Below are 26,285 nucleotides of genomic sequence, written 5' to 3' on the forward strand. Positions count from 1 at the left end.
ATGGCAAACGGCGGGCAGTCTATCATGAAATGGCGGCGTGTTTGTGGGCGTTTTGCACTGTCCGCTATATAATCCGGCTATTGTGCAACCACTTCAGGCTACCTGAAAAATGAAACGCCATCCCCTGCTGATTCCGCTGTCGCAAGACCACCACCATTCACTGGCCATGTGTGCCCGTATCTTGCGCGATCCTGCCGCAGATCACCGTGCCGATTTTGCCAAGCAAAAAGATGATTTGCTGGCGCATTTTGCCGAGGAGGAAGCGCTGTTTGCGCCGTGGTGGAATAAATTGGCACAGCCGGCCATGCAACGGCGTTTTGAGGAAGAACATGCGCTGTTGCGCCGAATGCTGGCAGCGCCCGAGTTCGACAATCCCGATTGGATGAAAACGTTTGCCGAAACCCTGCGCGGCCATGCGCGTTTTGAAGAGCGTGAGCTGTTCCAGGCGTTTCAGGAAATGTTGGCTGAAGAGTGAGATGCTACCTGAAAATATTGTGTGGCTTGCCCCGTAGGGTTTCAGGTAGCCTTTTGGTGGTTATATCATTTAGAAAAACAAGGGCAAACAGTCGATATGGCTGTTTGCCCTTTATTGTGCACCGATATGCGCCTAGGCTGCCGGTTGGTCGTGCAGGGTGGCTGCGTAGAAGGTGTTTTCCAACAGGGTGGCGATGGTCATCGGGCCTACGCCGCCGGGAACAGGGGTAATCATGGAAGCGCGTTCTTTGGCGGCTTCAAAATCCACATCACCACAGAGCGTACCGTCTGCCAACCGGTTGATGCCAACATCCACCACCACAGCGCCGGATTTAATCCAGCTACCCTGAATCAGCTTGGGTTTGCCCACGCCCACTACCACTACATCGGCTTCAGAAACTTCATGCTCCAAGTTTACGGTGAAGCGGTGGCATACGGTAACCGTGGCACCGGCCAGCAGCATTTCCAGCGCCTGCGGGCGGCCGACAATATTGGATGCACCCACAATCACCACTTTTTTGCCGCGCAGCTCCACGCCGTAAGTTTCCAATAAGGTCATCACGCCCTTAGGTGTGCATGGGCGTATCAGCGGCATTTTCACGGCCAAGCGGCCAACGTTGTAAGGATGGAAACCATCCACGTCTTTATCCGGCTGAATGCGCTCGATTACCGACTGGCTGTTAATGTGTGCCGGCAAAGGCAGCTGCACCAAAATACCGTCCACATCAGGGGCGGCATTGAGTTCGTCAATCAGTTGCAGCAGCTCTTCTTCGGTAGTGGACGCTGCCAATTCGTAGGAACGGGAGTCGAAACTAGCCTTTTCACAGGCAATTTTTTTGTTGTTCACATACACAACACTGGCAGGATCACTGCCAACCAGCAAAACAGCCAAACACGGGGGGCGCAAGCCTTGTTTGCGCCGCTTGGCCACTTTGTCGGCAAGTTTCAGCAGACGTTCGTTAGCAACGGCTTTACCATCGAGAAGCTGGGCTGTCATAGGCTGTTCCTTTTCTGTCGGGTTGGGTGGGGAAGTAAAATGGATGGGCTGAATGGCTGCCTCGGATAAAAATTAGATCATGTATTAATCTATTGATAAAAAATAAAAACACTTCGTGCAGCAACATATGCTATAGCCGGCGATTTTGCTGAGGTTTCAACGATTGTTGGCTTGGCAATTATAGCATGTTGTTCATAACACTTTTAGGTTGGAAGAGGCTTTGGTCATGTAAACTTCTTATGCATATATGCACCGATGTTGTGTAAGCATATCTTCAATTAACATACTGTTATTTAGAATGAAACCATACAAACAAATTAAAACTGATATTTAATTTTGCATTACCTGCTTGACAGGGTAAAAGCAGTATGAGTAGAATTCACCTTTCTTATCGGGGCGTAGCGCAGTCTGGTTAGCGCATCTGCTTTGGGAGCAGAGGGTCGTGAGTTCGAATCCCACCGCCCCGACCAAAGTTCTCCGAAAAATTGTGAACGACAGGATAGGTAGAGCGCCCGTAGCTCAACCGGATAGAGCACCCGCCTTCTAAGCGGGCGGTTACAGGTTCGATTCCTGTCGGGCGCGCCATAAAAGTTTTATGGTGGCTGTAGCTCAGTTGGTAGAGCCCCGGATTGTGATTCCGGTTGTCGTGGGTTCGAGCCCCATCAGCCACCCCAAATTGAAACCCGTATGCTTCGGCATACGGGTTTTTTGTATCCCAAAGCTTATCTGCAAGCCATTGAATCTTCTTTTTCAGGTAGCCTGTGTTAACGGTGTGAAATATTGCACACATACCAAGCTAGTCACCACGCCCTACTCAGCAAATGCTTGCTTACGCTGTATTTTGCCGATATAATGCCGCGTTTTCCACCCCTTGCCCGCTGTTTCCGCATGACGGCGGGCTGTATTTAGCCATAAGGAGATAACATGCGTCATTACGAGATTGTATTTATCGTTCATCCCGACCAGAGCGAGCAAGTGCCCGCTATGGTTGAACGTTACAAAACCCTGATTACCGAGTCTGGCGGCCACATTCACCGCTTGGAAGACTGGGGTCGCCGCCAATTGGCCTACCCCATCAACAAGCTGCACAAAGCACACTACGTGCTGATGAATATCGAGTGCACCCCGGCTGCCATCGAAGAGCTGGAAACCGGTTTCCGCTTCAACGACGCCGTATTGCGCCACCTGACTATCAAAATGGATGAAGCCGTTACTGAAGCTTCTCCCATGATGAAGGAAGAAAAATCCAAAAACCTGCTGAACGGCCAGCCTCAGGAAGAAGCTGCTGCCGAAGCCTAAGCGTGAGATTTTGAACAATACTGTAAGCCTTACCGCCCGCATCAAAGATGCCGACACCTTGCGCTACACCCCGGCCGGCATAGCCGTATTGGGATTGATGCTAGAGCATGAATCGTGGCAGACAGAAGCAGGTGAACCCTATCTCGCCCGGTTTGAACTCCAGGCGAAATTAATCGGCGAACAGGCAAAACTCTGGCAATACAAAGCAGGCAGTATGGTGGATATATCCGGATTTCTTGCAGCTTACAGCCAAAAATACCGTCGCCCCATATTGCATATACAGACAATTATTGAAAATAAAGGTTGAATGAGATGGCTCGTCAAACATTTAAACGTAGAAAATTCTGCCGCTTTACTGCAGAAGGCATCAAACAAGTAGATTACAAATCAGTTGATTTGCTGAAAGATTTCATTTCTGAAAACGGCAAAATCATCCCCGCCCGTATTACTGGCACCAAAGCTCACTATCAGCGCCAGCTGTCTGTGGCCGTAAAACGTGCCCGTTTCCTGGCTCTGCTGCCCTACACCGACCAACACAAATAATTAACGGAGAATTTATATTATGCAAATCATTCTGTTAGAAAAAATTGGTGGCTTGGGCAATCTGGGTGATGTAGTAACCGTAAAAAATGGCTATGCCCGTAACTTCCTGATTCCGCAAGGCAAAGCCAAGCGCGCTACCGAAGCTGCCCTGGCCGATTTCGAAGCCCGCCGTGCTGAGCTCGAGGCTCGTCAAGCTGCAATTCTGGCCGATGCACAGGCTCGCCAGGCCAAACTGGAAGGCCAATCTATCACCATCGCACAAAAAGCTGGCGTGGATGGCCGTCTGTTCGGTTCTGTAACCAACGCCGACATCGCTGAAGCTATCCGTGCATTTGGTGTAGAAGCTGCTAAAGCTAATGTACGCCTGCCCAATGGCCCGTTCAAGACAGTTGGCGAATACGAAATCGAAATCGCCCTGCATACCGATGCCGTGGCCAATATTACTGTGGTTGTTGTACCGACTGCGGAATAAACCTACGCTGTTGTCTGCAGCAACAAAAAGGCTACCTGAATATTTCAGGTAGCCTTTTTCCCATTATGGCTGAGCAATCATCTGTCCATGCAAACAGTAAACGGGGGACGTTGCACTAGAACAACTCAACTTGGTACACAAGAAGGGCTCTAGTTACATAATCATCCAAATAAAAACAATACAAGCCCACCATCTTGTCCCATACCTTTTCGGATAACTATAGTTTGAATCTTAACTACGCTACAACCAGCCCTTCAAATAGCCGCTTATATAGCAGCGAATGCTATTTCCTTTCTCCCACTTTCTCCGTTAAAACCGTACCAGCAAGGTAGTCGTAGAGAAATTGGCGGGAGGGGTGGATAAGGGCAAAGCCGATGGGCAATATCCACCACGCCAATGCTATGCCGGCCACGGTTTGGGGCGGCAGGGGAGTGAGTTGGCGCAGGATACCGAAGGAGGCGAGCGGCAGCAGCAAAAGCAGCACAGTAGCCCAGATGAAACGCAGGCGCAGTTGGCGCAGGCTGGGGCGGCTGCCGGCGGGGGTTTGCAGCTGCAGCCGCCACACTTTCATCGGCAGGGTTTGCCCGCGCGGACTGTGCCAGCAGAGGCGGAAATAGCCCCACCACACAGCGAGAATAATCAGCGCCACGGCGGTTTCGGCCAGCAGCGGCACAGTATGCAACGCCATATTGGCGGCGGCGGCAGGGATAAAGGCCACACAGGTTACGGCGGCCAGCAGCAAGGCTTCGTAGCACAGGGCGGCGAAACGGCGGCGGAAAGAGGCGGGGGCGGAAGTGCTCATGCGAAGTGTTGTTGGTAAAAAGAATGAATGGCTTGGCTGTGTTGCTGGAGGCTACCTGAAAACGGGTCAATCACCAAATCGGCGGGCAGTTTGCGCAACCAGGTGAGCTGGCGCTTGGCGAGCTGGCGGGTGGCGGCAATGCCTTGGGCGATGAAAGTGTTGCGGTCGGTTTCGCCTTGCAGGTGCGCCCAGGCTTGGCGGTAGCCCACGCAGCGCACGGCGGGGTAATCTGGATTGAGTTCGGGATATTGCGCTTGCAGTTGGCGTACTTCTTCGAGAAAGCCTTGCTCCAGCATGGCGTGGAAGCGTTGTTCGATATTATGGTGCAACCTTTCACGTTGCGCCGGAATCAGGGCGATGCTGCGCAGGGAGAGCATTGGCGTGGCGCTGGGCTGTTCGGCGAAGTGTTGGCTGAGCGGCCGGCCGGTGAGCAGCCACACTTCCAATGCGCGTTCGATGCGCTGGCTGTCGCCGGGCTTGAGGCGGGCGGCAGTGGCAGGATCGGCCTGTTGCAGTTGGGCATACAGGTGCGGCAGGCCGTGTTGCTGTTTTTGCTCTTGCAGTTGACGGCGGATTTCAGGATTGGCGGCGGGCAGGCTGTTGAGGCCGTTAACGAGGGCGTGGTAGTACATCATGGTGCCGCCCACAATCAGCGGCAGGCGGCCGCGCGCATGGATTTCACGGCACAGGCGCAAGCAATCGTTCAAAAAATCGGCCACGCTGTAGCTTTGCGGCGGGTTGATGATATCGATGAGATGGTGTGGTACGGCAGCGCGCTCGGCCGGAGTGGGCTTGGCGGTGCCGATGTCCATGCCGCGGTAAATCAGCGCGGAATCGAGGCTGACGATTTCCAGCGGCAGCTGTTCCGCCAAAGCAAGCGCGAGCGCGGTTTTGCCGGCAGCGGTGGGACCGAGCAGGGCGAGTGCCGGTGGCGGAGTGGATTGCGGCATGAGGCTACCTGAAAAAGAAATCAATATTCCGGCTTTATGTTTCAGGTAGCCTGTGTCCACACAAAAGGCTACCTGAAACATAAAGCCACACGGCGCGGCATTCTATCAGCCGCATGATAAAAAACAAAATATAGTGAATTTAAAATAAGAAGGCTGCTTCGTTGCCCCGCCCTACCCCGCTCCTGCCTTTCAGGCTACCTGAAAATCAGGTAGAGTTCGGCCTAACGTAATTTCCCCATAATTTCTCCATTACACCACATGAAACACAGCCAATTTCACCGCATCGGCATCGTTACCCGCCCCAACACCCCGCAATTGGGCGAAACACTGAGCGAACTGGTGGCCTTCTTTTTAGAAAACAGCATCGAAGTGCTGCTAGACGAAGAATGCGGTGTCGATTTGTCTGCCAACCTGCTAACCGAACGCTGCCGCAGAGTGTCTAAAGAAGACATGGGTACCTGCTGCGATTTGGTGCTGGTGCTCGGAGGAGACGGCACATTTTTATCCGTAGCCCGCCAACTTGCCCCCTACCGCATCCCCATCATGGGCGTGCATCTGGGGCATTTAGGCTTCCTCACCCAAGTGCCGCGCCAAAACATGATTGCCGACATTTCGCGCATGCTCGCCGGCCAATACCTGCCCGAAGAGCGCATCATGCTCGAATGCACCGTGCAGCGCCACGACGAATCCGACTGCACCGCGCTGGCTCTCAACGAAGTCGTCATCAGCCGTGGCGGCTTGGGGCAGATGATTGAATTCGAAGTATTTATCAACCAAGAATTCGTCTATACCCAACGCTCCGACGGGCTGATTGTATCCACCCCCCCCGGCTCCACCGCCTACGCCCTGGCCGCCGGCGGGCCGATTCTGCAATCCACCCTACGCGCCCTCACACTCGTGCCCATCTGCCCGCAATCCATGACCAACCGCCCCATCGTGGTGCCCGACAGCTGCGAAATCGAAATCCTCATCACCAAAGCCGACAACGCCCGCGTGCATTGCGACGGCCAATCCCACATCGACCTGCACAGTATGAACCGGCTCACCATCCGCCGCTACCGCAACACCCTGCGCGTGCTGCACCCCACCAACTACCAATACTACAAAACCCTGCGCCAAAAACTGCATTGGGGCGAGCAGCTGGTTTAGCAGACAGAGGCTACCTGAAAACAGTTTTGATAAAGGTGCGGATAGTAAAAATGAAACCAGCCGGGCTCATGCCCGGCTTTTGGTTTTTCAGGTAGCCTTTCCACCTTGGAATCCGCCATGTGTAAATACCAAACAATTCAAATTAAAAAGGCTACCTGAAATTTTTAGCTTCACTTTCAGGTAGCCTTTCCAAACAATAAATAACCAGGGCAACCGCATGGGCAATCCACCTTAGCCCACGTCGACAAACAGGGGAAGGCAAGCCGACACTGTAGGAAATAAAGTGTCCCGACTATAGCTGTTTCAGCTAGCCTCTTTACCGCCTGATGCCTTGCTATGCGTATCCGCCCATTCAATCAATGCCTGGCGAAAGTCTTTTAAGCCCAGGCTTTGGGTAACGGAAAGGCGCACGGCGGCGATTTGGCCGCTTTTGCTGCGCAGGATGCCGGGCTGTTGCTGCTCGGCGGGCAGGAGGTCGATTTTGTTATACAGCAAGAGCTGCGGCACATCAGCGGCGCCGATTTCAGCCAGCACGCGGTTGACGTCTTCCATGCGCTGCTCGTAGTCGGGCTGGGAAACGTCGGCCACATGGAGCAATACGTCGGCTTGGGCAGTTTCCTCCAGCGTGGCGGAGAAGGCGGCCACCAGGCGGTGCGGCAGGTCGCGCACGAAGCCTACGGTGTCGGTGAGGATGATGCTGTGTTCGCGGTCGAGATACAGGCGGCGGGCGGTGGTGTCGAGCGTGGCGAAGAGCTGGTCTTTGGCCAACACGTCGGCTTTGGTGAGGCGGTTAAACAAACTGGATTTGCCGGTGTTGGTGTAGCCCACTAGGGCGAAAGTGGGCAGGCTGCCCTGCTGGCGGGCTTTGCGGCGGGTGGCACGCTGGCGGCGCACGTCGGCAAGGCGTTTTTTCAGGGTGGTGATTTTTTGGGCGATTAGGCGGCGGTCGGTTTCGAGCTGGGTTTCGCCCGGGCCTTTGAGGCCGATGCCGCCTTTTTGGCTTTGCAGGTGGCCGTAGCCGCGTACCAGGCGACCGGAGAGGTGGGTGAGCTGTACCAGCTCCACTTGCAGGCGGCCTTCCTGGCTTTGCGCGCGCTGGGCGAAAATGGCGAGAATCAGCCCCACGCGGTCGAGCACGCGGCATTGTAGCTTGGCTTCGAGGTTGCGCTCCTGCGTGGGCGTGAGCTCGTGGTTGAACACGGCCAATTCGATATTGTGCGCCTGCACTTCGGCCGCCAGCTCCTCGGCTTTGCCTGTGCCCACAAACAATGCGCCGCTGGGGCGGTCGCGGCGGGCGGTGGAAACGTGCACCAACTCCCCGCCGCCGGCACGCACCAGCTCGGCGGCTTCGTCCAGCACATTTTGAAAAGCGCGGGCGCGCTGCTCGTTGCTGCCGGAGAAACTGTCGGCCAGCATCACGCCCACCAGCAATACGCGCTCGGGGCGGCTGAGGGATTTGTCGGGCTGGAATGGGGGGCGGCGTGGCATGGCATCAGGCGGAATGGATTGAAGATGCGGCATTATAGCGCATGGGCAGGCGGCTGCCCGAAAGCAATTTCAGGTAGCCTTTGTTGATGAGGCTACCTGAAAATTTTGGCTTCGCAGAAACTCGGCTGCCTTCGGCAGTTTCGTTTCAGGTAGCCTTTTTATACAGACCGAGCTTACTTGCCGCTGCCCAGTTTCGGCAACACCGAGCCTTCGCCCAGCGAGAGCAGGCCGCTGTCGGCGTAGATGCCGAGTTTGGCGCGGGTGTCGGTAATGTCGAGGTTGCGCATGGTGAGCTGGCCGATGCGGTCAAGCGGCGTGAAGGCGGCGTTTTCCACTTTTTCCATACTCAGGCGTTCGGGCGAGTAGGTGAGATTGGGCGATTCGGTGTTCAGAATCGAATAGTCGTTGCCGCGGCGCAGTTCCAGCGTTACTTCGCCGGTGATGGCTTTGGCCACCCAGCGTTGCGCCGTTTCGCGCAGCATCAGCGCTTGGCTGTCGAACCAGCGGCCTTGATACAGCAGGCGGCCGAGGCGCAGGCCGTTGATGCGGTATTGTTCGATGGTGTCTTCGTTGTGGATGCCGGTGACCAAGCGTTCGTAGGCGATATGCAGCAGCGCCATGCCGGGGGCTTCGTAAATGCCGCGCGATTTGGCTTCGATGATGCGGTTTTCGATTTGGTCGCTCATGCCCAAGCCGTGGCGGCCGCCGATGCGGTTGGCTTCAAGGAAGAGTTCCACTGCGTCGGCAAAAGTTTGGCCGTTTAATGCCACCGGCACGCCTTCTTCAAAGCGCACGCGCACTTCTTCGGCTTTCACTGCCACGTTTTCATCCCAAAACGCCACGCCCATAATGGGTTTAACGATTTTGATGCCGCTGTTCAGAAACTCCAAATCTTTGGCCTCATGCGTCGCGCCGAGCATATTGGAATCGGTGGAATAGGCTTTTTCTACCGACATTTTATATTGGAAGCCGTTGGCGATGAGGAATTCGCTCATTTCGTGGCGGCCGCCGAGTTCGTCGATAAATTGCTGGTCGAGCCAGGGTTTGTAGATTTTCAGCGCGGGATTGGTGAGCAGGCCGTAGCGGTAGAAGCGTTCGATGTCGTTGCCTTTGTAGGTGCTGCCGTCGCCCCAGATGTTCACGTCGTCTTCCTTCATGGCGGAAACGAGCATGGTGCCGGTTACTGCGCGGCCCAAAGGCGTGGTGTTGAAATAGGCGATGCCGCCGGTGGAAACGTGGAACGCGCCGCATTGGATGGCGGCGATGCCTTCGTGCGCCAACTGCGCGCGGCAGTCAATCAGGCGGGCGTTTTGCGCGCCGTATTCCATCGCTTTTTTGGGAATGGCGTTGTAGTCGTCTTCGTCGGGCTGGCCGAGGTTGGCTGTGTAGGCATAAGGCAGCGCGCCTTTGAGTTTCATCCACAGGAGGGCGGCGGAGGTGTCGAGCCCGCCGGAAAAGGCGATGCCGACTTTTTGGCCAACAGGCAGGGTTTGCAGAATGGTGGCGTTGTTCTGGCTCATGATGCTCCTTTGTTTGGCAAGATGGTTGAAGGCTGGGATTGTGTGCCTAAACGCATGAACTTGTCCAGCCGGAACAGGCTACCTGAAAGCGTGAGCTTCAACGAAGTTAAAGCCAGCCGGTTTACGCGCATGGCGCTTTCAGGTAGCCTGTGTGCCTTTGGTGAAATCAAGGAACCGGCCATGGGCAATCGGCAACATTTGCCGCAGCGGCAAACGATGATTTGGTATGTGCTGTATGCAGGCATTTCCTGCGGCCTGCTCTACGGCGCTCTAACCATGTTGTGGAAAGGCGGCTGGCAGTCGCCGCAGGCCATGCTGCTGCGCCTGGCGGGATTCAACGGTTTGAGCATCGTACTGACATCGGCCATCCACTGCCTGTGGCTACTCGCGCTGCCCGCCCTGCTCACGGGCTGGCTGGCCGGCCGCTTGGCTTGGCAAAATAATCTGCCGGGACGGACAATGGCCACTTTGGCCTGGATGGGACTGACGGCGGTTTTGTATGCCCTGCCGCAACTGGCGGGTGTGGATGTGGTGCCGGAGTTCAACCAGCTGATTGCCAACACTTTAGAGGGCATGCTGCCCGTACCCGACGGCATGTTCAGCCGGCTGATGGCCACGCCGCCGTGGTATGTGCTGCCCGCACTGTTTGCGGTTGGCGGCTGGCTCGCGGCCATGATGGTGCTGCCCTACGAACCAGACGAAACTTGGGGCGACCGCACAGGCGAACGCGGCGAGCAGTGGTAACGGAGGCTGAGGCTACCTGAAAATACAGACGGGGCTGTTTTAACTTCGTTGAAGCTCATGCTTTCAGGTAGCCTCATCGATTTGGTGCAAGCCGCTTTCCCTCTATCCCGTATCTTGTATAATCCTGCCCCATTCCAACTCAATTCAAAAAGGATATACCGTGAACCGTTTCTACCCCCACCCGCTGATTGCGCGGGAAGGCTGGCCGTTTATTTTGGGCGGGCTGCTGCTGAGCGTGCTGGTGAGCATCTGCTGCGGCTGGTGGTCGCTGCCGTTTTGGGTGTTCACCGTGTTTGCGGTGCAGTTTTTCCGCGATCCGGCGCGCGATATTCCGGCCGATCCGGAAGCCGTGCTCTGCCCGGCCGACGGGCGCATCGTGGTGGTGGAACGAGCCGAAGATCCGTTCCGCAAAGTGCCCGCGCTGAAAATCAGCGTGTTTATGAACGTGTTCAACGTGCATTCGCAGCGCGCGCCGGTTGACGGCACGGTAACGCAGGTGGACTACTTCCCCGGCCAATTCGTCAACGCCGCGCTGGATAAGGCCAGCACGGAAAACGAACGCAATGCGGTGTTCGCCACCACGAAGAGCGGGCGCGAGCTGACCTTTGTGCAGGTGGCCGGTTTGGTGGCGCGGCGCATTCTGTGCTACGTGCAGCCGGGCGAAAAAATCACGCGTGGCCAACGCTACGGCTTTATCCGTTTCGGCTCGCGGGTGGATGTGTATCTGCCCACCGATGCCGTGCCGCTGGTGGCCATCGGCGAAAAAGTGCGTGCCAGCGAAACCATTTTGGCTCGTTTGCCGCTGGAAGCTAATGGCGAACAAACCGTTATCGAAACAGCTTCGGCCTTGGTGCAGGAAGCAGCGGAAGAAGTGCTGCCGGAGTAAACGGGCGCGGCCTTTCAAGATAAGGCTACCTGAACCGGCATCCATATCCGGCCAGCAAAAAAGGCTACCTGAACTTTCAGGTAGCCTTTTGCCTGTTTGGGCAAACCCTTGGAGATTAATCCGCCAGTTTCACCACGCCGTTCATCACGCCGGCATGGCCGGGGAAAGAACAGAAGAATTTGTAGTTGGTGCCGGCAGCCAGTTTGGCCACGGGGAAGGTAACGGAGGATTCTTCGCCGCCACCGATGATTTTGGTGTGGGCAATCACGCGCTCGTCGCCGGGTTTCACATAATCGTTGTCCGGGCCTGCACCCACGCCGTCGTTGTTTACGCCGTTCACATCGCCCTCGGCAGTAATCACAATGTTATGCCCCATTGCGGTTTTGGGCATGCTGCCGGTGTGTTTGAGGGTAACGGTAAAGTCGGTACAGCCTTTGGGCACACTGATTTCAGCAGTGTTGTACTGCATGCTGTCGCCGGTTTCCACCAATTTCGAGCAGCCTTCGGCAGCTGCGGCGGGAGCGGAGGCGGCTTCAGAGGCCGGCGCGGCTTGGGAAGCGGCGGAGGCGGCCGAAGCAGCGTGGTCGTGGTGGGCTTCGGAAGCGGGCGCGCTGGGGGCGGTTTCGCCGCCGCAGGCAGCCAGCGCCAGAACGGCGGCGGCAATCAGGGGAAGATACAGTTTCATAGCATGGTCCTTATCAAAACACGGGTAAATACTGCGTGGGCGATTATAGCGAACTGCCCTGCCTTTTGATACTGCCGATACGGCACCGTTTTATCCGGCGGCATCAAATGCTGCTGCACCAAAAATCATCCGGCTTTCAGGTAGCCTGAAAGCCCGATATGGATATGGAGGTTTTAGCCGGCCTGCGGCGCCGTATGCTCTTCTGTGACCGCGCCGCTGTTTTGATACAGGGTAAACAGGGGCACGCCTTCGTTGCGGACGCGGTCGCCGCCGGGTAGGTCGGTAAATTCAAGGATAGCGGCAGCTTCCACCACATTCCCGCCGAGCTTGCGGATGAGCTTGATGCCGGCGTGCATGGTGCCGCCGGTGGCCACAAGGTCGTCCACCAGCAACACGCGGGCGTTGTCTTTAATGGCGTCGGTGTGGATTTCCACGGTAGCTTCGCCATATTCGAGCGCATAGCTTTCGGAAACGGTGGTGAAGGGCAGCTTGCCTTTCTTACGAATGGGCACAAAACCCACGTTGAGCTGATAAGCCAGCGCGGCGCCGATGATGAAGCCGCGCGCGTCCAGCCCGGCCACCACATCGATGTCTTGCGTCATGTAGCGGTAGGTGAGCAAATCCACCAGCAGGCGGAAGTATTCCGGGCTTTGCAGCACGGGGGTGATGTCGTGAAACAGCACGCCTTCCTGCGGCCAGTTGGGGATTTTGCGGATTTTCTGCGCCAGCATTTCAACGGTCATGACTTCGGGATGGAACAGCATAGCGGGTATCTTTCAGGTAGCCTGTGCGAAACGCGAATCTTACCACTTCCCCACACAAAATTGCACCTGCATCAAACTCCCTGCACCAACCAGGCCCCACTGGCCGGATTTTTGGTTACAATCAACTTTCATACCGTAAAAATTCATACCGCAAAAAAGGGGAAACCATGGAGACCGGCTATTCAGACACGCATGTAACCAACCTGCAAGAATGTTTGGCCTGGCTGAAAGGCTATGCCGCGCAGCAAAACGAGGCCGACCGCGCACTCTTGCAGCAGGCGCTTGCGCTGGCCGAGACGCACTACCCCGCCGACGCGCAAACCCACGCCGGCGAGCCGCTGCTACCGCACACCGTGGGTGCCGCACAGATGGTGGCACAGCTCGATTTGCTGCCCGAAGCCGTGGCCGCCACCATATTGTCGGGTATGTCCAAGCAGGGCGGGGATTGGCAGCTTCAGGTAGCCGAGCAATGCGGCCAAACCGTATGCAGCCTGGTGCAAGGTATCGACCAAGTGCAGAAGCTCACCCACTTTGCCCGCGTAGACGGCTTGGCCACGCCTGAAGAGCGTGCCGCACAGGCCGAAACCATGCGCAAAATGCTGTTGGCTATGGTGTCCGACATCCGCGTGGTGCTGATCAAGCTCGCCCTGCGCACCCGCACCATGCAATACCTCGGCAGCTGCCCCGACAGCCCGGAAAAACGCAGCATTGCCAAAGAAACGCTGGATATTTTCGCCCCGCTGGCCAACCGCTTGGGCGTGTGGCAGCTCAAATGGCAGCTCGAAGACCTCGGCTTTCGCCACCAAAATCCCGAAGAATACCGCCGCATCGCCCACCTGCTCGACGAAAAACGCCCCGAGCGGCAACACTATATCGACCACTTCCTCGGCATCCTCAAAGCCGAGCTGGCCAAATACGGCATCCGCGATTACGACGTGGCCGGCCGCCCCAAACACATCTACTCCATCTACCGCAAGATGGTGAAGAAAAAGCTCGATTTCGAAGGGCTCTACGACATCCGCGCCGTGCGCGTGCTGGTGAACAGCGTGCCCGAGTGCTACACCGTGCTGGGCATCGTGCACAGCCTGTGGCAGCCCATCCCCGGCGAATTCGACGACTACATCGCCAACCCCAAAGGCAACGGCTACAAAAGCTTGCACACCGTGATTGTCGGCCCGGAAGACAAAGGCATCGAGGTGCAAATCCGCACCAAAGAAATGCACCAATTCAACGAATTCGGCGTGGCCGCGCACTGGCGTTATAAAGAAGGCGGCAAAGGCGATTCCGCGTATGAGCAGAAAATCGCCTGGCTGCGCCAACTCTTGGATTGGCGCGAAAACATGGCCGAGAGCGGCAAAGCCGACCTCGCCGCCGCCTTCCAAACCGAGCTCTTCAACGACACCATTTATGTGCTCACCCCGCACGGCAAAGTGCTCTCCCTACCCGTGGGCGCCACTCCCATCGACTTCGCCTACGCCCTGCACAGCAGCCTGGGCGACCGCTGTCGCGGCGCGAAGGTAGACGGCCAAATCGTGCCGCTCTCCACTCCGCTGGAGAACGGCCAGCGCGTGGAAATCATCGCCGCCAAAGAGGGCGAGCCCTCCGTAAACTGGCTGTATGAAGGCTGGGTGAAAAGCAACAAGGCCGCCGCCAAAATCCGCGCCCACATCCGCCGCCAAAACGCCGAAAGTGTGCGCGAACAAGGCCGGCTGCAGCTGGAAAAAACCCTGCTCAAAGTCCAGCCCAAGCCCAATATGCAGGCTTTGGCCGAAAAGCTCGGCTTCAAAAAACCGGACGAACTCTACACCGCCGTGGCACACGGCGAAATCATGCCCCGCGCCGTGCAGAAAGCCTGCGGCCTGCTGGCCGAGCCGCCTGCCGCGCCCGTGAGCACCGAGAGCATCGTCAAACAGTCGCGCATCAAAGAAACCGGCGGCAAAGGCGGCATTTTGGTAGACGGCGAATCCGGCCTGCTCACCTCGTTGGCTAAATGCTGCAAACCCGCCCCGCCCGACGAAATCGCCGGCTTCGTAACGCGCGGGCGCGGCATTTCCATCCACCGCATCGGCTGCGCCTCTTTCCAGAAACTCGCCGCCGACGCGGCTGAAAAAGTTGTGCCGGCCTGCTGGGCCGGCGTGCCTGCCGGGCAAGTGTTTGCCGTGGATATCGAAGTATCCGCCCAAGACCGCAACGGTCTGTTGCGCGATATTTCCGAAGCACTGGCGCGACACAAACTCAACGTTACCGCCGTGCAAACCCAATCGCGCAACCTGCAGGCCAGCCTGCGCTTCACGCTGGAAGTACATCAGGTGGACGATCTGCCGCACGTGCTCGCCAGCCTCGCCAACGTGAAAGGCGTAACCGGCGTGAGCAGGCTGTAGGCGCATGGTTTAACCAGATAAGGCTACCTGAAAATCCAATCAAATATTTTCAGGTAGCCTTCCCATTCCCATCCCAAGGCTACCATCACCCCATCCAAGGAATCCCACCATGCCGCAATCCCCGCAGCTTTTGGCGCAAGAGCTGGCCGAGCACAAACGGCAAATCGTTGCCGACTACCGCCGCCACCGCAGCCCGCAGCGTTTTTTTGCTGCCTACAGCGCCCTGCTCTCGCACACCGTTACCGCGCTGTGGCGGCAAATGCAGCCGGAAGGAGAGCTGGCGCTGCTGGCGCTGGGCGGCTTCGGGCGCGGCGAGATGTATCCGCATTCCGATGTGGATTTGGGCATTGTGGCGGCCGATTCCCTGAATGAAACGCAACAGCAGCAAATTGAAACTTGGCTGCAAACCCTGTGGGATATGGGGCTGAACCCCTCGCTGAAAACCGGCAGCGTGGCCGAGCTGTGCGCCGGGGCGGCGGAAGACCTAACCGGCGACACCTCGCTCCTCGAAGCCCGCCTGCTCCACGGCAGCCAAGAATTGTTTGCCCGCCTGTGCCGCGATTTGGATGTGCAGCGCGACCTGACCGCCTTTGCCGAGGGCAAACTGCTGGAATTGCAGCAGCGGCATCTGAAAGCGCAAGCAGGCAGCAGCCTGGAGCCAAATCTGAAAACCTGCCCCGGCGGCCTGCGCGATATCCACACCATGCTTTGGCTGGCACGGGTGCAGGGCATTTCGCCGCAACTGCACCGCCTGGCCCGCCAAGGCATCCTCACCCGCACCGAAGCGGCCATGCTGCGCCGCAGCCACCGCAGCCTGGCGCGCATCCGCATCGAGCTGCACCTGGCCGCCGGCAAGCCGCAGGAACAGCTGCGTTTCGACTTGCAGCCGCAGGCGGCCTACGCGCTGGGCTACACCGATGAAAGCAAACAAGTGCGCAGCGAGCGGCTGATGCACACGCTCTACCGCGCGGTGAAAACCGTGAAGCAGCTGAGCGGCATCCTGCTGCCGATGCTGCGCGGGCGCATTTCCTCGCCGCTGCCACGCGTGGCGATGGATTTGGACGAGCACTATTTCCAAGTAAACAACCTCATCGCCGTGCGCGACAAACCCCTGTTCCGCCGCGAGCCGCAGCATATTTTTAAGGTGCTGGAGCTGTGGCAGCAATACAGCCACCTCTCCGGCCTCTCCCCCGAAACCCTGCGTGCCTGGTGGCAGGCGGTGCAGAAAACCGACGCCCGTTTTTATGCCGATCCGGCCAACCGCCGCCGCTTCGTGGGCTTCTTCCGCCACGGCGGCGGGCTCACCCACCTGCTGCGCTTCCTCAACCTCTACGGCGCGCTTTCGCATTACTTGCCCGAGTGGAACAAAATCGTCGGCCTGCTGCAGCACGACCTGTTCCACGTTTACCCCGTGGACGACCACATCCTGATGGTGGTGCGCAATATGCGCCGGCTGGCTCTGGAGGCGCACAGCCACGAGCTGCCTTTTGCCAGCGCCCTGATGCACGCCTTCGAGCGCAAACCCGTGCTGTATTTGGCCGCCCTGTTTCACGACATCGCCAAAGGGCGCGGCGGCGACCATGCCGAGCTGGGCATGGAAGACGCCCGCCGCTTCGCCACCGACCATTTCCTGAGCCAATATGAAACCGACCTGCTCGTGTGGCTGGTGGGCAACCATCTTTTAATGTCGCTCACCGCGCAAAAAGAAGACATCCAAGACCCGGCCGTGGTGGCCGCCTTCTGCCGCCGCGTGCAAACGCCCGAGCGGCTCACCGCGCTTTATCTGCTCACCGTGACCGATATGCGCGGCACCAATCCAAAAATCTGGAATGCTTGGAAAGCCAGCCTGCTCGAAACCCTGTTCCGCTCCGCCCTGCAATACTTCGGCGGCCAAACCACCAGCCGCGACATGGCCGTGAGCCGCCGCCAGCAAAAAGCCCGCCAGGCCTTGGCCGAAGCGGGCGTGGGCGAAGCGCAAAGCCGCGAACTGTGGCAGCAGCTCGGGCAGGCCTATTTCGTGCGCCACAGCGCCGACATCATCCTGTGGCACCTGCCCCTGCTCGCTGCCGATGCCGCAACGCCCCAAGCCCACATCCGCCCCCTGGGCGCAACCGGCGGCCTGCAGGTGATGGTGTTTATGCCCAACCGCGATCGCCTGTTTGCCGGCTTGTGCCGCCTGTTCGGCCGCCACCAGCTCGGCATCCTCGCCGCCCACGCCTACGTTACCGACCACCAATACATCCTCGACACCTTCGTGCTGCAACTGCCCGCCAACTGCCTCGCCGACGACATCGAGCGCATCAGCAGCCGCCTGCAGCAAGCATTAAACCAATTCGTGCACCACCCGCCGGGCGCCACCGAGCCCACGCCCCACCAGCTGAGCCGCCGCCTGCGCCACCTGCCCATCGCCCCGCGCATCACCCTCTCCGCCGAAGAAACCGCCGGCGCCTACACCCTGGAAATCATCGCCGCCAACCGCGCCTTCCTGCTGGCCGACATCGCCGACGTGTTCGCCCAGCTCAACATCAGCCTCAGCTACGCCGCCATCGCCACCTTCGACGAACGCGTGGAAGACAGCTTCCTAATCCGCCACCCCCAGCTGGCCGACACCGCCTTCCAGCTCAAACTCGAACGGATGCTGCTGGAACGCATCGGCGGCTGAGCGCAGGCTACCTGAAAACCAATGTGCACGAACCGCATACTGGTTCTAGCGGCTGCTTCCCATTTTCAGGTAGCCTTTAAGGGCAAACGGGCAGGATTAACCCCTACCCACAGCAATAGCAAAGGCTACCTGAAAATATCCGCGCCAACTCAACCGTAATCCATACCAAGCGGTTGGCAGATTTTCAGGTAGCCTCAATCCGATGCTAGGTATGATTTATACCCAGCCTACAGCTATTCCATATTCTCTTTCAGCCACGTTTGCAGCAAAGGATTGTTGATTTGAAACGCGCTGTTGCCGAATTTGCTGATCATGTCTTTGCGTTGCAGCTTTCTAATGGCACTTTGCACGGTGCTCACTTTCACGCTTTCCACGCCCAATATCCGGGCGGCCTGCTCTCTGAATTCCGCACCATACGGGCTCACCTCCCCCAGCGCCATCGATTGCAGCAGCAGCCGCTCGATGGCGCTTAATGCTTTCCACTGCATCGGAATATTGCTGTTTTCCTGCATCTGTTCGAGCCGCACTTGCGCGGCGGCTTCCAGGCTGAGCGCGGGGTTGATGATCATGTCTTGAATCACGGCGCGGATATACATCGGGCTTTTATTGAACTGCTCGAAAATGGCGTAAAACTTCTCCGCATCCAGCTGCTGCCCGGTTCGGTCGTGATAAACGCCGGCCAAAAAATCGATGAAATCCTGCCCCAAAGTGGGGAAATCCAGCGCGTGGGAAAAGTGGAAGAATGGGGCTTTGATGTCGTTGAACATGGCGCGCAGGCCGTTGGTGCTGCTGCCGGTAAACAGGGTTTTCACGCGGCTTTGGTTGATATCCAGGCCGGTTCGCAAGCTGCGTATCATGCCTTCGGTATTCGGCAGCCGCGCCAATTCTTGCGCTTCGTCTAGCAGCAGCAAGGTGGGGCGGCTGTCGGCGGCGATATAGGCGATGATTTCGCTGATGCCCGGCAGGTCGCGCGGCGGCGTTTCGCGCTCCAGGCCCACGCCCAACACGTCTATCTTGGTTAGGCTGCCGAAAAAGGTTTTCACGCCGTTGCCGGTGCGGGTTTCCAAGGCAAAACGGTGTAGGGCTTCATGGAAAAACTGCGCGGTGCTGGCGCTGTCTTTGTTGTCCATGAAAGAGAAGTAAAACACATTAAAGCCGTTTTTCTCGGCGGCGGGGGCAATATCGTTGGTGAGGAATTGCGTTTTGCCCATGCGGCGCGGGGCAAACAGTGTGAATGCGTTGGATACGCCGCTTTTCAGGCTGCTGAGCAGGGCTGCGGCCAATTCGGTTCTGGGAAAATAGAGAGGGTCTTCCATACGGGTGCCTTTATGTGGGATTAGCCATTATTGTACTGTATTTTGTCTAATTGTACATTTCTCGTCTAATAACGTCTAAGCCGATACCCACCCACCCTTTGCAGGCTACCTGAAACGCCGCCGTTGCCCCAGCCCGCCCGCTACAGTAAACTGCCCGCGTTTATCCCTCCCACCGCCACACCATGCCCCAAGCCCTCAACCTCCGCAACGGAACCATCACCTACGACAATTTCTTCTGGCTGCTGGAACACGCCGATAAAAACCCGGCCGACCTGCTTTTAAGCGAAGACCTGCTGCAAATCAGCTTTGGCGGCGGGCAATACCTGCTCGATGCGGGCTGGTATGGCTTCGGCCCGAGCGGGCGGTTTGGCGTGATGCTGGTGGAAAACCAAGATTGGGAACATCCGCTGCGCCAGGAATACACCCGCGAAATCAGCCGCCTGCCCGCCCTGCTGCAGGAGTGTATCGACTGGCTCTGGCACACCCGCATCGCCCCGGCCGAGGCCAACCCCCGCCCGCTGCTGCAAGTGGTGGCCGGCATTGTGTATAACGATCGCGGCGAAGTGCTGCTCAGTTCGCGCCCCGCAGGCAAGGCCTATGCGGGCTATTGGGAATTTGCCGGCGGCAAGGTGGAGGCGGGCGAGGGCGAGTTGGCGGCATTGCGCCGCGAGTTTGCCGAAGAGCTGGGCATTCAAATCCGCAGCGCCGTGCCGTGGCTCGCCAAAACCCACAGCTACGAACACGCCCATGTGCGGCTGCGTTTTTTCCGCGTGCCGGCCGACGGCTGGCGCGGCGAATTGCAGGCGCGCGAAGGCCAGCAATGGCGCTGGCAGCAGCCGGGGCGTTATGATGTGTCGCCCATGCTGCCGGCCAATGCCGCGCTGCTGGCGGCGCTGGCTTTGCCCACGCAGTTTTCAGGTAGCCTGAATGAGGGTTTGCGCGCGGCAGACGGCTTTTGCGTGCTGCCGCCCCATGCCGCCAACCCGCCGCCGGGCAGCCGCCTGCTGGCGGATTTAGCCGATTTGGCTGCCGATACGCCGGGCGATGTGCGCCGCTGGCCGCTGGTGCACTCGCCCGACGACATTGCCGCCGCAGCCGCCGCCCAAGCCGAAGCCGCCGTATGGCCGGCAGATAACGAAACAGCGGCGGAACAAGTCTGCGCCACGCTGGCCGAAGGCGTGCCGCTGCCGCTGGTGCTGCTGCCTGCCAATGCGGCGCTGGCGGAGCGTTATGCCGAACGCTGGCTCGCGTCGGGGGCGCAGGCGGTGGTGCAAGGGCGATGAAGATGTTTTCAGGTAGCCTTTGCCGATAATTTTGCAATCATGCTTTTCAGACCCAGATAACCCACCCAAACTTTTTCAGGTAGCCTCTTATGTCGCAAACCCTCTCCCCCCGCACCAAAATCCTGCTTGCCCTCGCCGCGCTGTTGCTGCTGGCCGGCGGTCATTTCGCCGTACGCCAATGGCGTGCTGGGCAGCAACCCGCTGCCGAAACGGTGGTTCAAACCGATTGTGACCCGAACCAAGGCTGCACCCTGCCCAACGGCAGCCGCATCCGCTTTGCCGCCGCGCGCCACCGCCCCTTCGACATCACGCTGGAAAACGTACCGCCCCAAGTGCAGCAGGCCGAAGTGAGCTTCAGTATGGACGGCATGGACATGGGCTTCAACCGTTTCCCGCTTCAGCGCCAAGCCGACGGCTCCTGGCTCGCCGCCCAAATCCGCCTGCCCGTGTGCACCGACCGCCGCGACGGCTACCTGGCAGACATCCGCATCGGCAACCAGGTGTTTCAGGTAGCCTTCCAAGTCGAATAACCCATTATTTTAAAAACAAACCCTCCACACCATGCCCCTACTGCAAGCCCCCGGTTCAGGCCTCAGCGCCCTGCCCCCGCTCTCGCTCTATATCCACATTCCCTGGTGCATTCAAAAATGCCCCTATTGCGACTTCAACTCCCACCGCCTCAAGCCCGACACCGACGAAGCCGCCTACATCAACGTCCTGCTCACCGACCTGCAACACGAACTGCCCCACATCTGGGGGCGGCCGGTGGATACCATCTTTATCGGCGGCGGCACCCCCAGCGTGTTTTCCGCCGAATCCATCCACCGCCTGCTTTCCGGTGTGCGCGCCCTGGTGCGCCTGCAGCCCGAAGCCGAAATCACCCTCGAAGCCAACCCCGGCACTTTCGAACAAGCCCGCTTCCAAGGCTACGCTGAAGCCGGCATCACCCGCCTGTCGCTCGGCATCCAAAGTTTCGACAACGCCAAACTGCACGCCCTCGGCCGCATCCACAACGGCGATGAAGCCCGCGCCGCCATCGAAGCCGCGCTCGCCATCTTCCCCCGCGTGAACACCGACCTCATGTATGCCCTGCCGCGCCAAACCCCCGAAGAAGCCCGGCGCGACGCCGAAACCGCCCTCTCCTTCGGCGTAACCCACATCAGCGCCTACCACCTCACCATGGAGCCCAACACCCCCTTCGGCCGCACCCCGCCCCCCGGCATTCCCGAAGAAGACACCGCCTACACCATCGAACAAGCCGTACACCACACCCTGCTTGCCGCCGGCTTCGAACGCTACGAAACCAGCGCCTTCGCCCAAAACGGCCAGCAATGCCGCCACAACCTCAACTACTGGCAATTCGGCGACTACATCGGCATCGGCGCCGGCGCCCACGGCAAAATCAGCAGCCACCGCGGCATCATGCGCACCACCCGCGCCCGCCACCCGCGCAGCTACCTCGCCGCCATGCAAGGCAACCCCGCCGATGCCGTCGAACGCTTTCAGGTAGCCTCAAGCGAGCTGCCCTTCGAATTCATGCTCAACGCTATGCGACTCACCAACGGCGTACCCGCCCGCCTGTTCCAAGAGCGCACCGGCCACAGCCTCGCCGCCATCGCCCACCCCCTGCAGGAAGCCACCCGGCTCGGCCTCATCGACCCCAACCCCACCCTCCTGCGCCCCACCGAACGCGGCCAGCGCTATCTAAACGATTTGCTGCAACTGTTTTTATAAATCCGTTTGCGCCCTTGCAGAGGCTACCTGAAAGCGTGAGCTTCAACGAAGTTAAAACCATCATTTCGGTTTCCGCCCCATGAGTGAGCCAAACCCCAAATTCATCTCTTTTTCAGCATGTCGGCAGCAATAAATTGCCCTAGGTCAAACAACATGCAAAACCACCAAGAAGGCTACCTGAAACTTTCAGGTAGCCTTCTTGGCAATACACCCCACTATTAGTATTATCCCTTTAATTTCAACCTGCGAGGAAAGCAACCATGCAAACTTATCCGTCCCCCGCTCGCCCCGCCCGAAACTTGCTGCGCCTCAGCCTGATTGCCGGCGCCGTTTTCCTGTTTGCCGGCTGCGCCTCTCTAGACGACAACATGAAACGCCAAGTTGGCCAGCACATCAACGAAGTGTTCCGCGAACACGGCGGCCAACCCAATTCCGGCCGCAGCAGAGTAGGCAACAACCGCTATGCCTACACCTATAAATACTACCGCACCCGATACGCCGGCCGGGAAAACCTCGGCACCTACCGAAACCCCGGCATGGGCACCGGCCAAACCACCTACTACGCCGATGTCTGCTACGGGCGCAATCTCTACCAAACCTACTACACCGACGCCAACGACATCGTGGTGGACTACCGCTGGGAATACACCAAGGAATGGCGGATTAACTGCAACGAACTCTAAAACCCAACGCGTAGGTCGGGCATCCATGCCCGACCTAGACAATATAGTGGATTCAATTTAAATCAGGACAAGGCGGCGAGCCGCAGACAGTACACACAGTACGGCAAGGCGGGCCAACGCTGTACTGGTTTTTGTTAATTCACTATATCAAAAGAGGCTACCTGAAACTTTCAGGTAGCCTCTAATCCTGCCTCAATCCTCAGCCTTATGCTTCGCGGCGGATAATCAACAACGGCAGGCGGGTTTCGCGCATCACGGTTTCGGCGAAGCTGCCCATCAGGAGGTGCATCAGGCCGGTGCGGCCGTGGGTACCCAGCACCAGCAGGTCGGCTTTCTGCTCGGTGGCATAATCCACCAGGCTTTTAGCCATATCGCGTGCGTTTTTGCTGATCACGAGCAGGTGGCGGCCGAGTTTTGCATCTTCGCCCAAAGTGGTACGCGCCTGTTTGATGGCGGCATCCAAAATGGCGTTGCCTTGTTCGGTGGCAGCGGTTTCGTAGTTTTCATACTGCAAAAACTCGGGGGCAACGGTGGCCACGTATTCGGCAGGGTTGGCCACGTGCACCAATGTGAGCGCCGCGCCGGTGGCCTGAGCCAGGCCGCAGGCCTGTTTGAGCGCATGTTGGGAGGTGCGGCTGCCGTCTACTGCAATCACGATATGTTGATACATAAGCTTTCTCCTAGTGAACGTTATTCCGATGCTTCCGCGCAGAGGCTACAGCCGCCGGACGGGTCTCTTCCTGATACGTTTACAGTATAATACTGATGCACTGAATGTGCCATTTTTTCTACCTGTTTTTTGACTTATCCCGATGATTATTTCCGCCCCAAACGAGCGCCGCTTCGGCGGCATTTCCCGACTCTACGGCCCTGCCGCCCTGCAACACTTTTCCCAAGCCCATGTTTGCGTGGTGGGCGTGGGCGGCGTGGGCTCTTGGGCGGTGGAGGCGCTGGCGCGCAGCGGCATCGGCCGGCTCACGCTGATTGATTTGGACAACGTGGCCGAATCCAACACCAACCGCCAGCTCCACGCGCTCACCGACAATTTCGGCCTGCCCAAAGTAACCGCACTGCACCGGCGCATCCTGCAAATCAACCCTGCCTGCACCGTGCACGAAATCGAAGATTTTGTGGATGCGGAAAACGTGCAAACCTTATTTGCCGAGCCGTTTGATTTTGTGATCGACGCCATCGACCAAGTACGTGTGAAAGCCGCCATGGCTGCTCATTTTGTGGCGCAGAAGCAGGCTTTTGTGGTGTCCGGCGGCGCAGGCGGTCAGCGCGACCCCGCCCTCATCCGCCGCGCCGACCTCGCCCGCACCACCCACGACCCGCTGCTTTCCAACCTGCGCTACACCCTGCGCCGCCGCCACGGCTTTCCGCGCGATCCGAAAGAGCGCATGAAAGTGAGCTGCATCTATTCCGAAGAAAACGTCACCCCGCCGCAAACCGGCGCCGCCTGCGAAACCGATGCCGCACCGCAAGGATTGTCTTGCGCGGGCTACGGCGCGAGTATGCTGGTTACCGCCGCCTTCGGCCTGTTTTGTGCACAGGCAGCAATAGAACACTTGGCCGCACAAGTTAAATAACCAACCTAAAAGGAAAACCATGTTCCCCATCGAACTCAAAGCCCTGCGCCGCAATCTCGGCCTCACCCAAGCCGAAGCCGCCCAGGCTCTTGCCGCCAATGTCGATTTCCCCCACGGCGCTTCTGCCGAAGAATGGGCACAATGGGAAAACGGCGCCGCCCCCATCCCCCTGCACGTGGTTCGCGCCGTGGAAACCCGCCTCAACCAGAAATACCAAGCCATCGACCAATATGCCGAACAACTCGAAGCCCAAATGCAGGGCGGCAATGCCGTGGTGGTACTGTGGTATCCCGAACCAAACGCCTGCCCCGACCTGGCCTCTTGGCGCATCAGCCAAAGCGTGGCCGGCGAAGTAGCCGCCATGGGTGGTCGGGTGATCGCCTTCGATGCCGAAGCCTACCGCAACTGGCGGCAAGGGCAAGCTCAAACTGCCGACACCCCCGACAACCGCCAACGCTGGGCACAAGAGCAATTTGAGCAATCCCGATAAATATGGATGCTTAAAGAGGCTACCTGAAAACAATGTCTAGACGAAACTAAATTAGTTTCAGGTGGCCTTGTTGAGCAAAACAAGATAACTTATTGCATCTGCGACATTTTCCCATTTTTCAGGTAGCCTTTATCCAACCCCCAAAGGCTACCTGAAACCGTAGCATGCCAAAGTTTGTGCGAAACAAAAATTCCCCGCCACTTTGCCGCCGGCATGACCGCATCCCTGCCCTTGCTCTATAATCTGCCATTTTTCAGGTAGCCCCAGCGCCGCCTCCCTATTTCCGCCAAACCACAGAAAGCCATCCATGAAAAAACGAGTCCTCACCGGCGTAACCACCACCGGCATCCCGCATTTGGGCAACTACGTCGGCGCCATCCGCCCCGCCATTGCCGCCGCAGCCGACCCCGCCGCCGAATCCTTCCTCTTTTTGGCCGACTACCACGGCGTCATCAAATGCCACGACCCCGAGCTCATCCACGCCTCCACCCAGGCCGTGGCCGCCACCTGGCTCGCCTGCGGCCTCGATCCCGAGCGCACCACCTTTTACCGCCAAAGCGACATCCCCGAAGTGCCCGAGCTCAACTGGATACTCACCTGCATCACCGCCAAAGGCCTGATGAACCGCGCCCACGCCTACAAAGCCGCCGTGCAGGCCAACCTCGACGCCGGGCAAACCGACCAAGACCACGGCGTGGAAATGGGCCTCTACAGCTACCCCATCCTCATGAGCGCCGACATCCTCATGTTCAACGCCCACGAAGTGCCGGTAGGCCGCGACCAAATCCAGCACGTGGAAATGACCCGCGACATCGCCCAGCGTTTCAACCACCGCTTCAAAGAACTGTTCGTGCTGCCCGAAGCCAAAGTGGACGACAACGTGGAACTCCTCGTCGGCCTCGACGGGCGCAAAATGAGCAAGAGCTACGGCAACACCATCCCGCTGTTTGAAAGCGAGAAAAAGCTGCAAAAAGCCGTGAACAAAATCATCACCAACCTCAAAGAGCCCGGCGAGCCGAAAACTCCCGACGAGAGCCCGCTGTTCGACATCTACAAAGCCTTCGCCACCCCCGCCGAAACTGCCGAATTCACCCAAATGCTGGCCGACGGCCTGGCCTGGGGCGAAGCCAAAAAACTGCTCGGTGCCAAGCTGAACGAAGAGCTTGCCCCCAAACGCGAACGCTTCCACGAGCTCACCGCCCAACCCGCACAAATCGAAGACATCCTGCAGGCCGGCGCCGCCAAAGCCCGCAAACAAGCCCGCGAACTGCTCGACCAAGTGCGCGACGCCGTAGGCATCCGTCCGCTTCGTTGAACAATACTGCTGTTTGGCAGACACACAAAAGGCTACCTGAAATTTCAGGTAGCCTTTCC

General features: G+C 58.2%; 26 protein-coding genes and 3 tRNA genes. 20 read left to right on the plus strand and 9 right to left on the minus strand.

Annotation, left to right across the window (positions count from 1 at the left end; translation table 11 throughout):
- The first annotated feature begins 109 nt into the window (after nucleotides 1-109).
- A complete protein-coding gene (locus HMPREF2541_RS09235; RefSeq protein ID WP_070543298.1) occupies nucleotides 110-475 on the plus strand; it encodes a hemerythrin domain-containing protein in 366 nt (121 codons plus the stop codon).
- Between the two features lie 132 nt (nucleotides 476-607).
- On the opposite strand, the gene folD is transcribed toward HMPREF2541_RS09235, so the two are convergent.
- Complete coding sequence (gene folD / locus HMPREF2541_RS09240) at nucleotides 608-1,471, minus strand: bifunctional methylenetetrahydrofolate dehydrogenase/methenyltetrahydrofolate cyclohydrolase FolD (RefSeq protein WP_049259194.1); 864 nt, start codon at nucleotides 1,469-1,471, stop codon at nucleotides 608-610.
- Between the two features lie 392 nt (nucleotides 1,472-1,863).
- Between folD and HMPREF2541_RS09245 the strand changes: the two genes are divergently transcribed.
- The 7 genes from HMPREF2541_RS09245 (at nucleotide 1,864) to rplI (ending at nucleotide 3,785) form a co-directional block, all read left to right on the plus strand.
- A tRNA-Pro gene (locus HMPREF2541_RS09245) sits at nucleotides 1,864-1,941 on the plus strand.
- Between the two features lie 38 nt (nucleotides 1,942-1,979).
- A tRNA-Arg gene (locus HMPREF2541_RS09250) sits at nucleotides 1,980-2,056 on the plus strand.
- 13 nt (nucleotides 2,057-2,069) lie between these two features.
- Nucleotides 2,070-2,145 (plus strand) — tRNA-His (locus tag HMPREF2541_RS09255).
- Between the two features lie 250 nt (nucleotides 2,146-2,395).
- Nucleotides 2,396-2,770: a 30S ribosomal protein S6 gene (gene rpsF / locus HMPREF2541_RS09260; RefSeq protein ID WP_049259193.1), complete on the plus strand. Its 375-nt coding sequence runs from the start codon at nucleotides 2,396-2,398 to the stop codon at nucleotides 2,768-2,770.
- Nucleotides 2,771-2,780: 10 nt separating this feature from the next.
- Nucleotides 2,781-3,077 (plus strand): primosomal replication protein N, encoded by a 297-nt coding sequence (gene priB / locus HMPREF2541_RS09265; RefSeq protein ID WP_003822339.1) that lies wholly within the window; start codon nucleotides 2,781-2,783, stop codon nucleotides 3,075-3,077.
- 5 nt (nucleotides 3,078-3,082) lie between these two features.
- Nucleotides 3,083-3,313: a 30S ribosomal protein S18 gene (gene rpsR, locus HMPREF2541_RS09270; protein WP_003822340.1), complete on the plus strand. Its 231-nt coding sequence runs from the start codon at nucleotides 3,083-3,085 to the stop codon at nucleotides 3,311-3,313.
- A gap of 19 nt (nucleotides 3,314-3,332) precedes the next feature.
- Nucleotides 3,333-3,785: a 50S ribosomal protein L9 gene (gene rplI / locus HMPREF2541_RS09275; RefSeq protein ID WP_003822342.1), complete on the plus strand. Its 453-nt coding sequence runs from the start codon at nucleotides 3,333-3,335 to the stop codon at nucleotides 3,783-3,785.
- Nucleotides 3,786-4,068: 283 nt separating this feature from the next.
- Here the strand turns inward: rplI and HMPREF2541_RS09280 are convergent, their stop codons facing one another.
- Together HMPREF2541_RS09280 and miaA are read right to left on the minus strand one after the other, a co-directional pair.
- Nucleotides 4,069-4,587: an RDD family protein gene (locus HMPREF2541_RS09280; RefSeq protein WP_049259191.1), complete on the minus strand. Its 519-nt coding sequence runs from the start codon at nucleotides 4,585-4,587 to the stop codon at nucleotides 4,069-4,071.
- Nucleotides 4,584-5,537, minus strand: coding sequence for a tRNA (adenosine(37)-N6)-dimethylallyltransferase MiaA (gene miaA, locus HMPREF2541_RS09285; RefSeq protein WP_070543300.1), 954 nt, complete (start codon nucleotides 5,535-5,537; stop codon nucleotides 4,584-4,586). The genes HMPREF2541_RS09280 and miaA overlap by 4 nt, the downstream gene beginning before the upstream one ends.
- A 258-nt stretch (nucleotides 5,538-5,795) precedes the next feature.
- Between miaA and HMPREF2541_RS09290 the strand changes: the two genes are divergently transcribed.
- On the plus strand, nucleotides 5,796-6,686 hold the full coding sequence (locus tag HMPREF2541_RS09290) for an NAD(+) kinase (protein WP_070543302.1): 891 nt from the start codon (nucleotides 5,796-5,798) through the stop codon (nucleotides 6,684-6,686).
- Nucleotides 6,687-6,989: 303 nt separating this feature from the next.
- Here the strand turns inward: HMPREF2541_RS09290 and hflX are convergent, their stop codons facing one another.
- Together hflX and argG are read right to left on the minus strand one after the other, a co-directional pair.
- Entirely contained in the window at nucleotides 6,990-8,174 is a 1,185-nt protein-coding gene (gene hflX, locus HMPREF2541_RS09295; protein ID WP_070543395.1) for a GTPase HflX, read from the minus strand.
- Nucleotides 8,175-8,347: 173 nt separating this feature from the next.
- A complete protein-coding gene (gene argG, locus HMPREF2541_RS09300) occupies nucleotides 8,348-9,694 on the minus strand; it encodes an argininosuccinate synthase (protein WP_049259186.1) in 1,347 nt (448 codons plus the stop codon).
- A 54-nt stretch (nucleotides 9,695-9,748) separates the two neighbouring features.
- Here argG and HMPREF2541_RS09305 point away from each other — a divergent pair, with 54 nt between their 5' ends.
- Together HMPREF2541_RS09305 and HMPREF2541_RS09310 are read left to right on the plus strand one after the other, a co-directional pair.
- The gene (locus tag HMPREF2541_RS09305; RefSeq protein WP_049259184.1) at nucleotides 9,749-10,438 is read left to right on the plus strand and encodes a hypothetical protein; all 690 of its coding nucleotides are present in this window, start codon (nucleotides 9,749-9,751) and stop codon (nucleotides 10,436-10,438) included.
- A gap of 160 nt (nucleotides 10,439-10,598) precedes the next feature.
- Nucleotides 10,599-11,324: a phosphatidylserine decarboxylase gene (locus HMPREF2541_RS09310; protein ID WP_049259183.1), complete on the plus strand. Its 726-nt coding sequence runs from the start codon at nucleotides 10,599-10,601 to the stop codon at nucleotides 11,322-11,324.
- Nucleotides 11,325-11,439: 115 nt separating this feature from the next.
- On the opposite strand, the gene azu is transcribed toward HMPREF2541_RS09310, so the two are convergent.
- Both azu and HMPREF2541_RS09320 read right to left on the minus strand, forming a co-directional pair.
- Entirely contained in the window at nucleotides 11,440-12,009 is a 570-nt protein-coding gene (azu, locus tag HMPREF2541_RS09315; RefSeq protein WP_070543304.1) for an azurin, read from the minus strand.
- A 173-nt stretch (nucleotides 12,010-12,182) separates the two neighbouring features.
- Nucleotides 12,183-12,773: an adenine phosphoribosyltransferase gene (locus tag HMPREF2541_RS09320; protein WP_035579973.1), complete on the minus strand. Its 591-nt coding sequence runs from the start codon at nucleotides 12,771-12,773 to the stop codon at nucleotides 12,183-12,185.
- 167 nt (nucleotides 12,774-12,940) lie between these two features.
- On the opposite strand from HMPREF2541_RS09320, the gene HMPREF2541_RS09325 reads away from it, so the two are divergent.
- Complete coding sequence (locus HMPREF2541_RS09325; RefSeq protein WP_070543305.1) at nucleotides 12,941-15,154, plus strand: RelA/SpoT family protein; 2,214 nt, start codon at nucleotides 12,941-12,943, stop codon at nucleotides 15,152-15,154.
- Between the two features lie 109 nt (nucleotides 15,155-15,263).
- Nucleotides 15,264-17,816, plus strand: coding sequence for a [protein-PII] uridylyltransferase (gene glnD, locus HMPREF2541_RS09330; protein WP_210387156.1), 2,553 nt, complete (start codon nucleotides 15,264-15,266; stop codon nucleotides 17,814-17,816).
- A 233-nt stretch (nucleotides 17,817-18,049) separates the two neighbouring features.
- Here glnD and HMPREF2541_RS09335 read toward each other — a convergent pair whose 3' ends face one another.
- Nucleotides 18,050-19,132 carry an ATP-binding protein gene (locus HMPREF2541_RS09335; protein ID WP_064084558.1) on the minus strand — a complete coding sequence of 361 codons (1,083 nt, stop codon included), beginning with the start codon at nucleotides 19,130-19,132 and terminating at the stop codon, nucleotides 18,050-18,052.
- 182 nt (nucleotides 19,133-19,314) lie between these two features.
- Between HMPREF2541_RS09335 and HMPREF2541_RS09340 the strand changes: the two genes are divergently transcribed.
- The 4 genes from HMPREF2541_RS09340 (at nucleotide 19,315) to HMPREF2541_RS09355 (ending at nucleotide 22,832) form a co-directional block, all read left to right on the plus strand.
- Entirely contained in the window at nucleotides 19,315-20,415 is a 1,101-nt protein-coding gene (locus tag HMPREF2541_RS09340) for an NUDIX domain-containing protein (protein ID WP_371327088.1), read from the plus strand.
- 89 nt (nucleotides 20,416-20,504) lie between these two features.
- Nucleotides 20,505-20,945: a hypothetical protein gene (locus HMPREF2541_RS09345; protein WP_070543307.1), complete on the plus strand. Its 441-nt coding sequence runs from the start codon at nucleotides 20,505-20,507 to the stop codon at nucleotides 20,943-20,945.
- A 31-nt stretch (nucleotides 20,946-20,976) separates the two neighbouring features.
- The gene (gene hemW / locus HMPREF2541_RS09350; RefSeq protein ID WP_070543309.1) at nucleotides 20,977-22,149 is read left to right on the plus strand and encodes a radical SAM family heme chaperone HemW; all 1,173 of its coding nucleotides are present in this window, start codon (nucleotides 20,977-20,979) and stop codon (nucleotides 22,147-22,149) included.
- A 260-nt stretch (nucleotides 22,150-22,409) separates the two neighbouring features.
- Entirely contained in the window at nucleotides 22,410-22,832 is a 423-nt protein-coding gene (locus HMPREF2541_RS09355) for a hypothetical protein (protein WP_064086919.1), read from the plus strand.
- Between the two features lie 205 nt (nucleotides 22,833-23,037).
- Here the strand turns inward: HMPREF2541_RS09355 and HMPREF2541_RS09360 are convergent, their stop codons facing one another.
- Nucleotides 23,038-23,502: a universal stress protein gene (locus HMPREF2541_RS09360; RefSeq protein ID WP_003822375.1), complete on the minus strand. Its 465-nt coding sequence runs from the start codon at nucleotides 23,500-23,502 to the stop codon at nucleotides 23,038-23,040.
- Between the two features lie 142 nt (nucleotides 23,503-23,644).
- On the opposite strand from HMPREF2541_RS09360, the gene HMPREF2541_RS09365 reads away from it, so the two are divergent.
- The 3 genes from HMPREF2541_RS09365 (at nucleotide 23,645) to trpS (ending at nucleotide 26,226) form a co-directional block, all read left to right on the plus strand.
- Nucleotides 23,645-24,421 carry a tRNA threonylcarbamoyladenosine dehydratase gene (locus HMPREF2541_RS09365; protein ID WP_070543311.1) on the plus strand — a complete coding sequence of 259 codons (777 nt, stop codon included), beginning with the start codon at nucleotides 23,645-23,647 and terminating at the stop codon, nucleotides 24,419-24,421.
- 19 nt (nucleotides 24,422-24,440) lie between these two features.
- The gene (locus tag HMPREF2541_RS09370) at nucleotides 24,441-24,911 is read left to right on the plus strand and encodes an Aca2/YdiL-like domain-containing protein (protein ID WP_003822378.1); all 471 of its coding nucleotides are present in this window, start codon (nucleotides 24,441-24,443) and stop codon (nucleotides 24,909-24,911) included.
- A 307-nt stretch (nucleotides 24,912-25,218) separates the two neighbouring features.
- Nucleotides 25,219-26,226 carry a tryptophan--tRNA ligase gene (trpS, locus tag HMPREF2541_RS09375; RefSeq protein WP_070543313.1) on the plus strand — a complete coding sequence of 336 codons (1,008 nt, stop codon included), beginning with the start codon at nucleotides 25,219-25,221 and terminating at the stop codon, nucleotides 26,224-26,226.
- Nucleotides 26,227-26,285 lie beyond the last annotated feature (59 nt).

Source organism: Eikenella sp. HMSC061C02 (assembly GCF_001809035.1).
GTDB lineage: Bacteria > Pseudomonadota > Gammaproteobacteria > Burkholderiales > Neisseriaceae > Eikenella > Eikenella corrodens.

Excerpts from the sequence above, each read along its gene's own strand:
- HMPREF2541_RS09235 (WP_070543298.1), top strand. The coding sequence starts at position 110 with ATGAAACGCCATCCCCTGCTGATTCCGCTGTCGCAAGACCACCACCAT.
- folD (WP_049259194.1), bottom strand. The coding sequence starts at position 1,471 with ATGACAGCCCAGCTTCTCGATGGTAAAGCCGTTGCTAACGAACGTCTG.
- rpsF (WP_049259193.1), top strand. The coding sequence starts at position 2,396 with ATGCGTCATTACGAGATTGTATTTATCGTTCATCCCGACCAGAGCGAG.
- rpsR (WP_003822340.1), top strand. The coding sequence starts at position 3,083 with ATGGCTCGTCAAACATTTAAACGTAGAAAATTCTGCCGCTTTACTGCA.
- rplI (WP_003822342.1), top strand. The coding sequence starts at position 3,333 with ATGCAAATCATTCTGTTAGAAAAAATTGGTGGCTTGGGCAATCTGGGT.
- HMPREF2541_RS09280 (WP_049259191.1), bottom strand. The coding sequence starts at position 4,587 with ATGAGCACTTCCGCCCCCGCCTCTTTCCGCCGCCGTTTCGCCGCCCTG.
- miaA (WP_070543300.1), bottom strand. The coding sequence starts at position 5,537 with ATGCCGCAATCCACTCCGCCACCGGCACTCGCCCTGCTCGGTCCCACC.
- HMPREF2541_RS09290 (WP_070543302.1), top strand. The coding sequence starts at position 5,796 with ATGAAACACAGCCAATTTCACCGCATCGGCATCGTTACCCGCCCCAAC.
- hflX (WP_070543395.1), bottom strand. The coding sequence starts at position 8,174 with ATGCCACGCCGCCCCCCATTCCAGCCCGACAAATCCCTCAGCCGCCCC.
- argG (WP_049259186.1), bottom strand. The coding sequence starts at position 9,694 with ATGAGCCAGAACAACGCCACCATTCTGCAAACCCTGCCTGTTGGCCAA.
- HMPREF2541_RS09305 (WP_049259184.1), top strand. The coding sequence starts at position 9,749 with ATGAACTTGTCCAGCCGGAACAGGCTACCTGAAAGCGTGAGCTTCAAC.
- azu (WP_070543304.1), bottom strand. The coding sequence starts at position 12,009 with ATGAAACTGTATCTTCCCCTGATTGCCGCCGCCGTTCTGGCGCTGGCT.
- HMPREF2541_RS09320 (WP_035579973.1), bottom strand. The coding sequence starts at position 12,773 with ATGCTGTTCCATCCCGAAGTCATGACCGTTGAAATGCTGGCGCAGAAA.
- HMPREF2541_RS09325 (WP_070543305.1), top strand. The coding sequence starts at position 12,941 with ATGGAGACCGGCTATTCAGACACGCATGTAACCAACCTGCAAGAATGT.
- glnD (WP_210387156.1), top strand. The coding sequence starts at position 15,264 with ATGCCGCAATCCCCGCAGCTTTTGGCGCAAGAGCTGGCCGAGCACAAA.
- HMPREF2541_RS09335 (WP_064084558.1), bottom strand. The coding sequence starts at position 19,132 with ATGGAAGACCCTCTCTATTTTCCCAGAACCGAATTGGCCGCAGCCCTG.
- HMPREF2541_RS09340 (WP_371327088.1), top strand. The coding sequence starts at position 19,315 with ATGCCCCAAGCCCTCAACCTCCGCAACGGAACCATCACCTACGACAAT.
- HMPREF2541_RS09345 (WP_070543307.1), top strand. The coding sequence starts at position 20,505 with ATGTCGCAAACCCTCTCCCCCCGCACCAAAATCCTGCTTGCCCTCGCC.
- hemW (WP_070543309.1), top strand. The coding sequence starts at position 20,977 with ATGCCCCTACTGCAAGCCCCCGGTTCAGGCCTCAGCGCCCTGCCCCCG.
- HMPREF2541_RS09355 (WP_064086919.1), top strand. The coding sequence starts at position 22,410 with ATGCAAACTTATCCGTCCCCCGCTCGCCCCGCCCGAAACTTGCTGCGC.
- HMPREF2541_RS09360 (WP_003822375.1), bottom strand. The coding sequence starts at position 23,502 with ATGTATCAACATATCGTGATTGCAGTAGACGGCAGCCGCACCTCCCAA.
- HMPREF2541_RS09365 (WP_070543311.1), top strand. The coding sequence starts at position 23,645 with ATGATTATTTCCGCCCCAAACGAGCGCCGCTTCGGCGGCATTTCCCGA.
- HMPREF2541_RS09370 (WP_003822378.1), top strand. The coding sequence starts at position 24,441 with ATGTTCCCCATCGAACTCAAAGCCCTGCGCCGCAATCTCGGCCTCACC.
- trpS (WP_070543313.1), top strand. The coding sequence starts at position 25,219 with ATGAAAAAACGAGTCCTCACCGGCGTAACCACCACCGGCATCCCGCAT.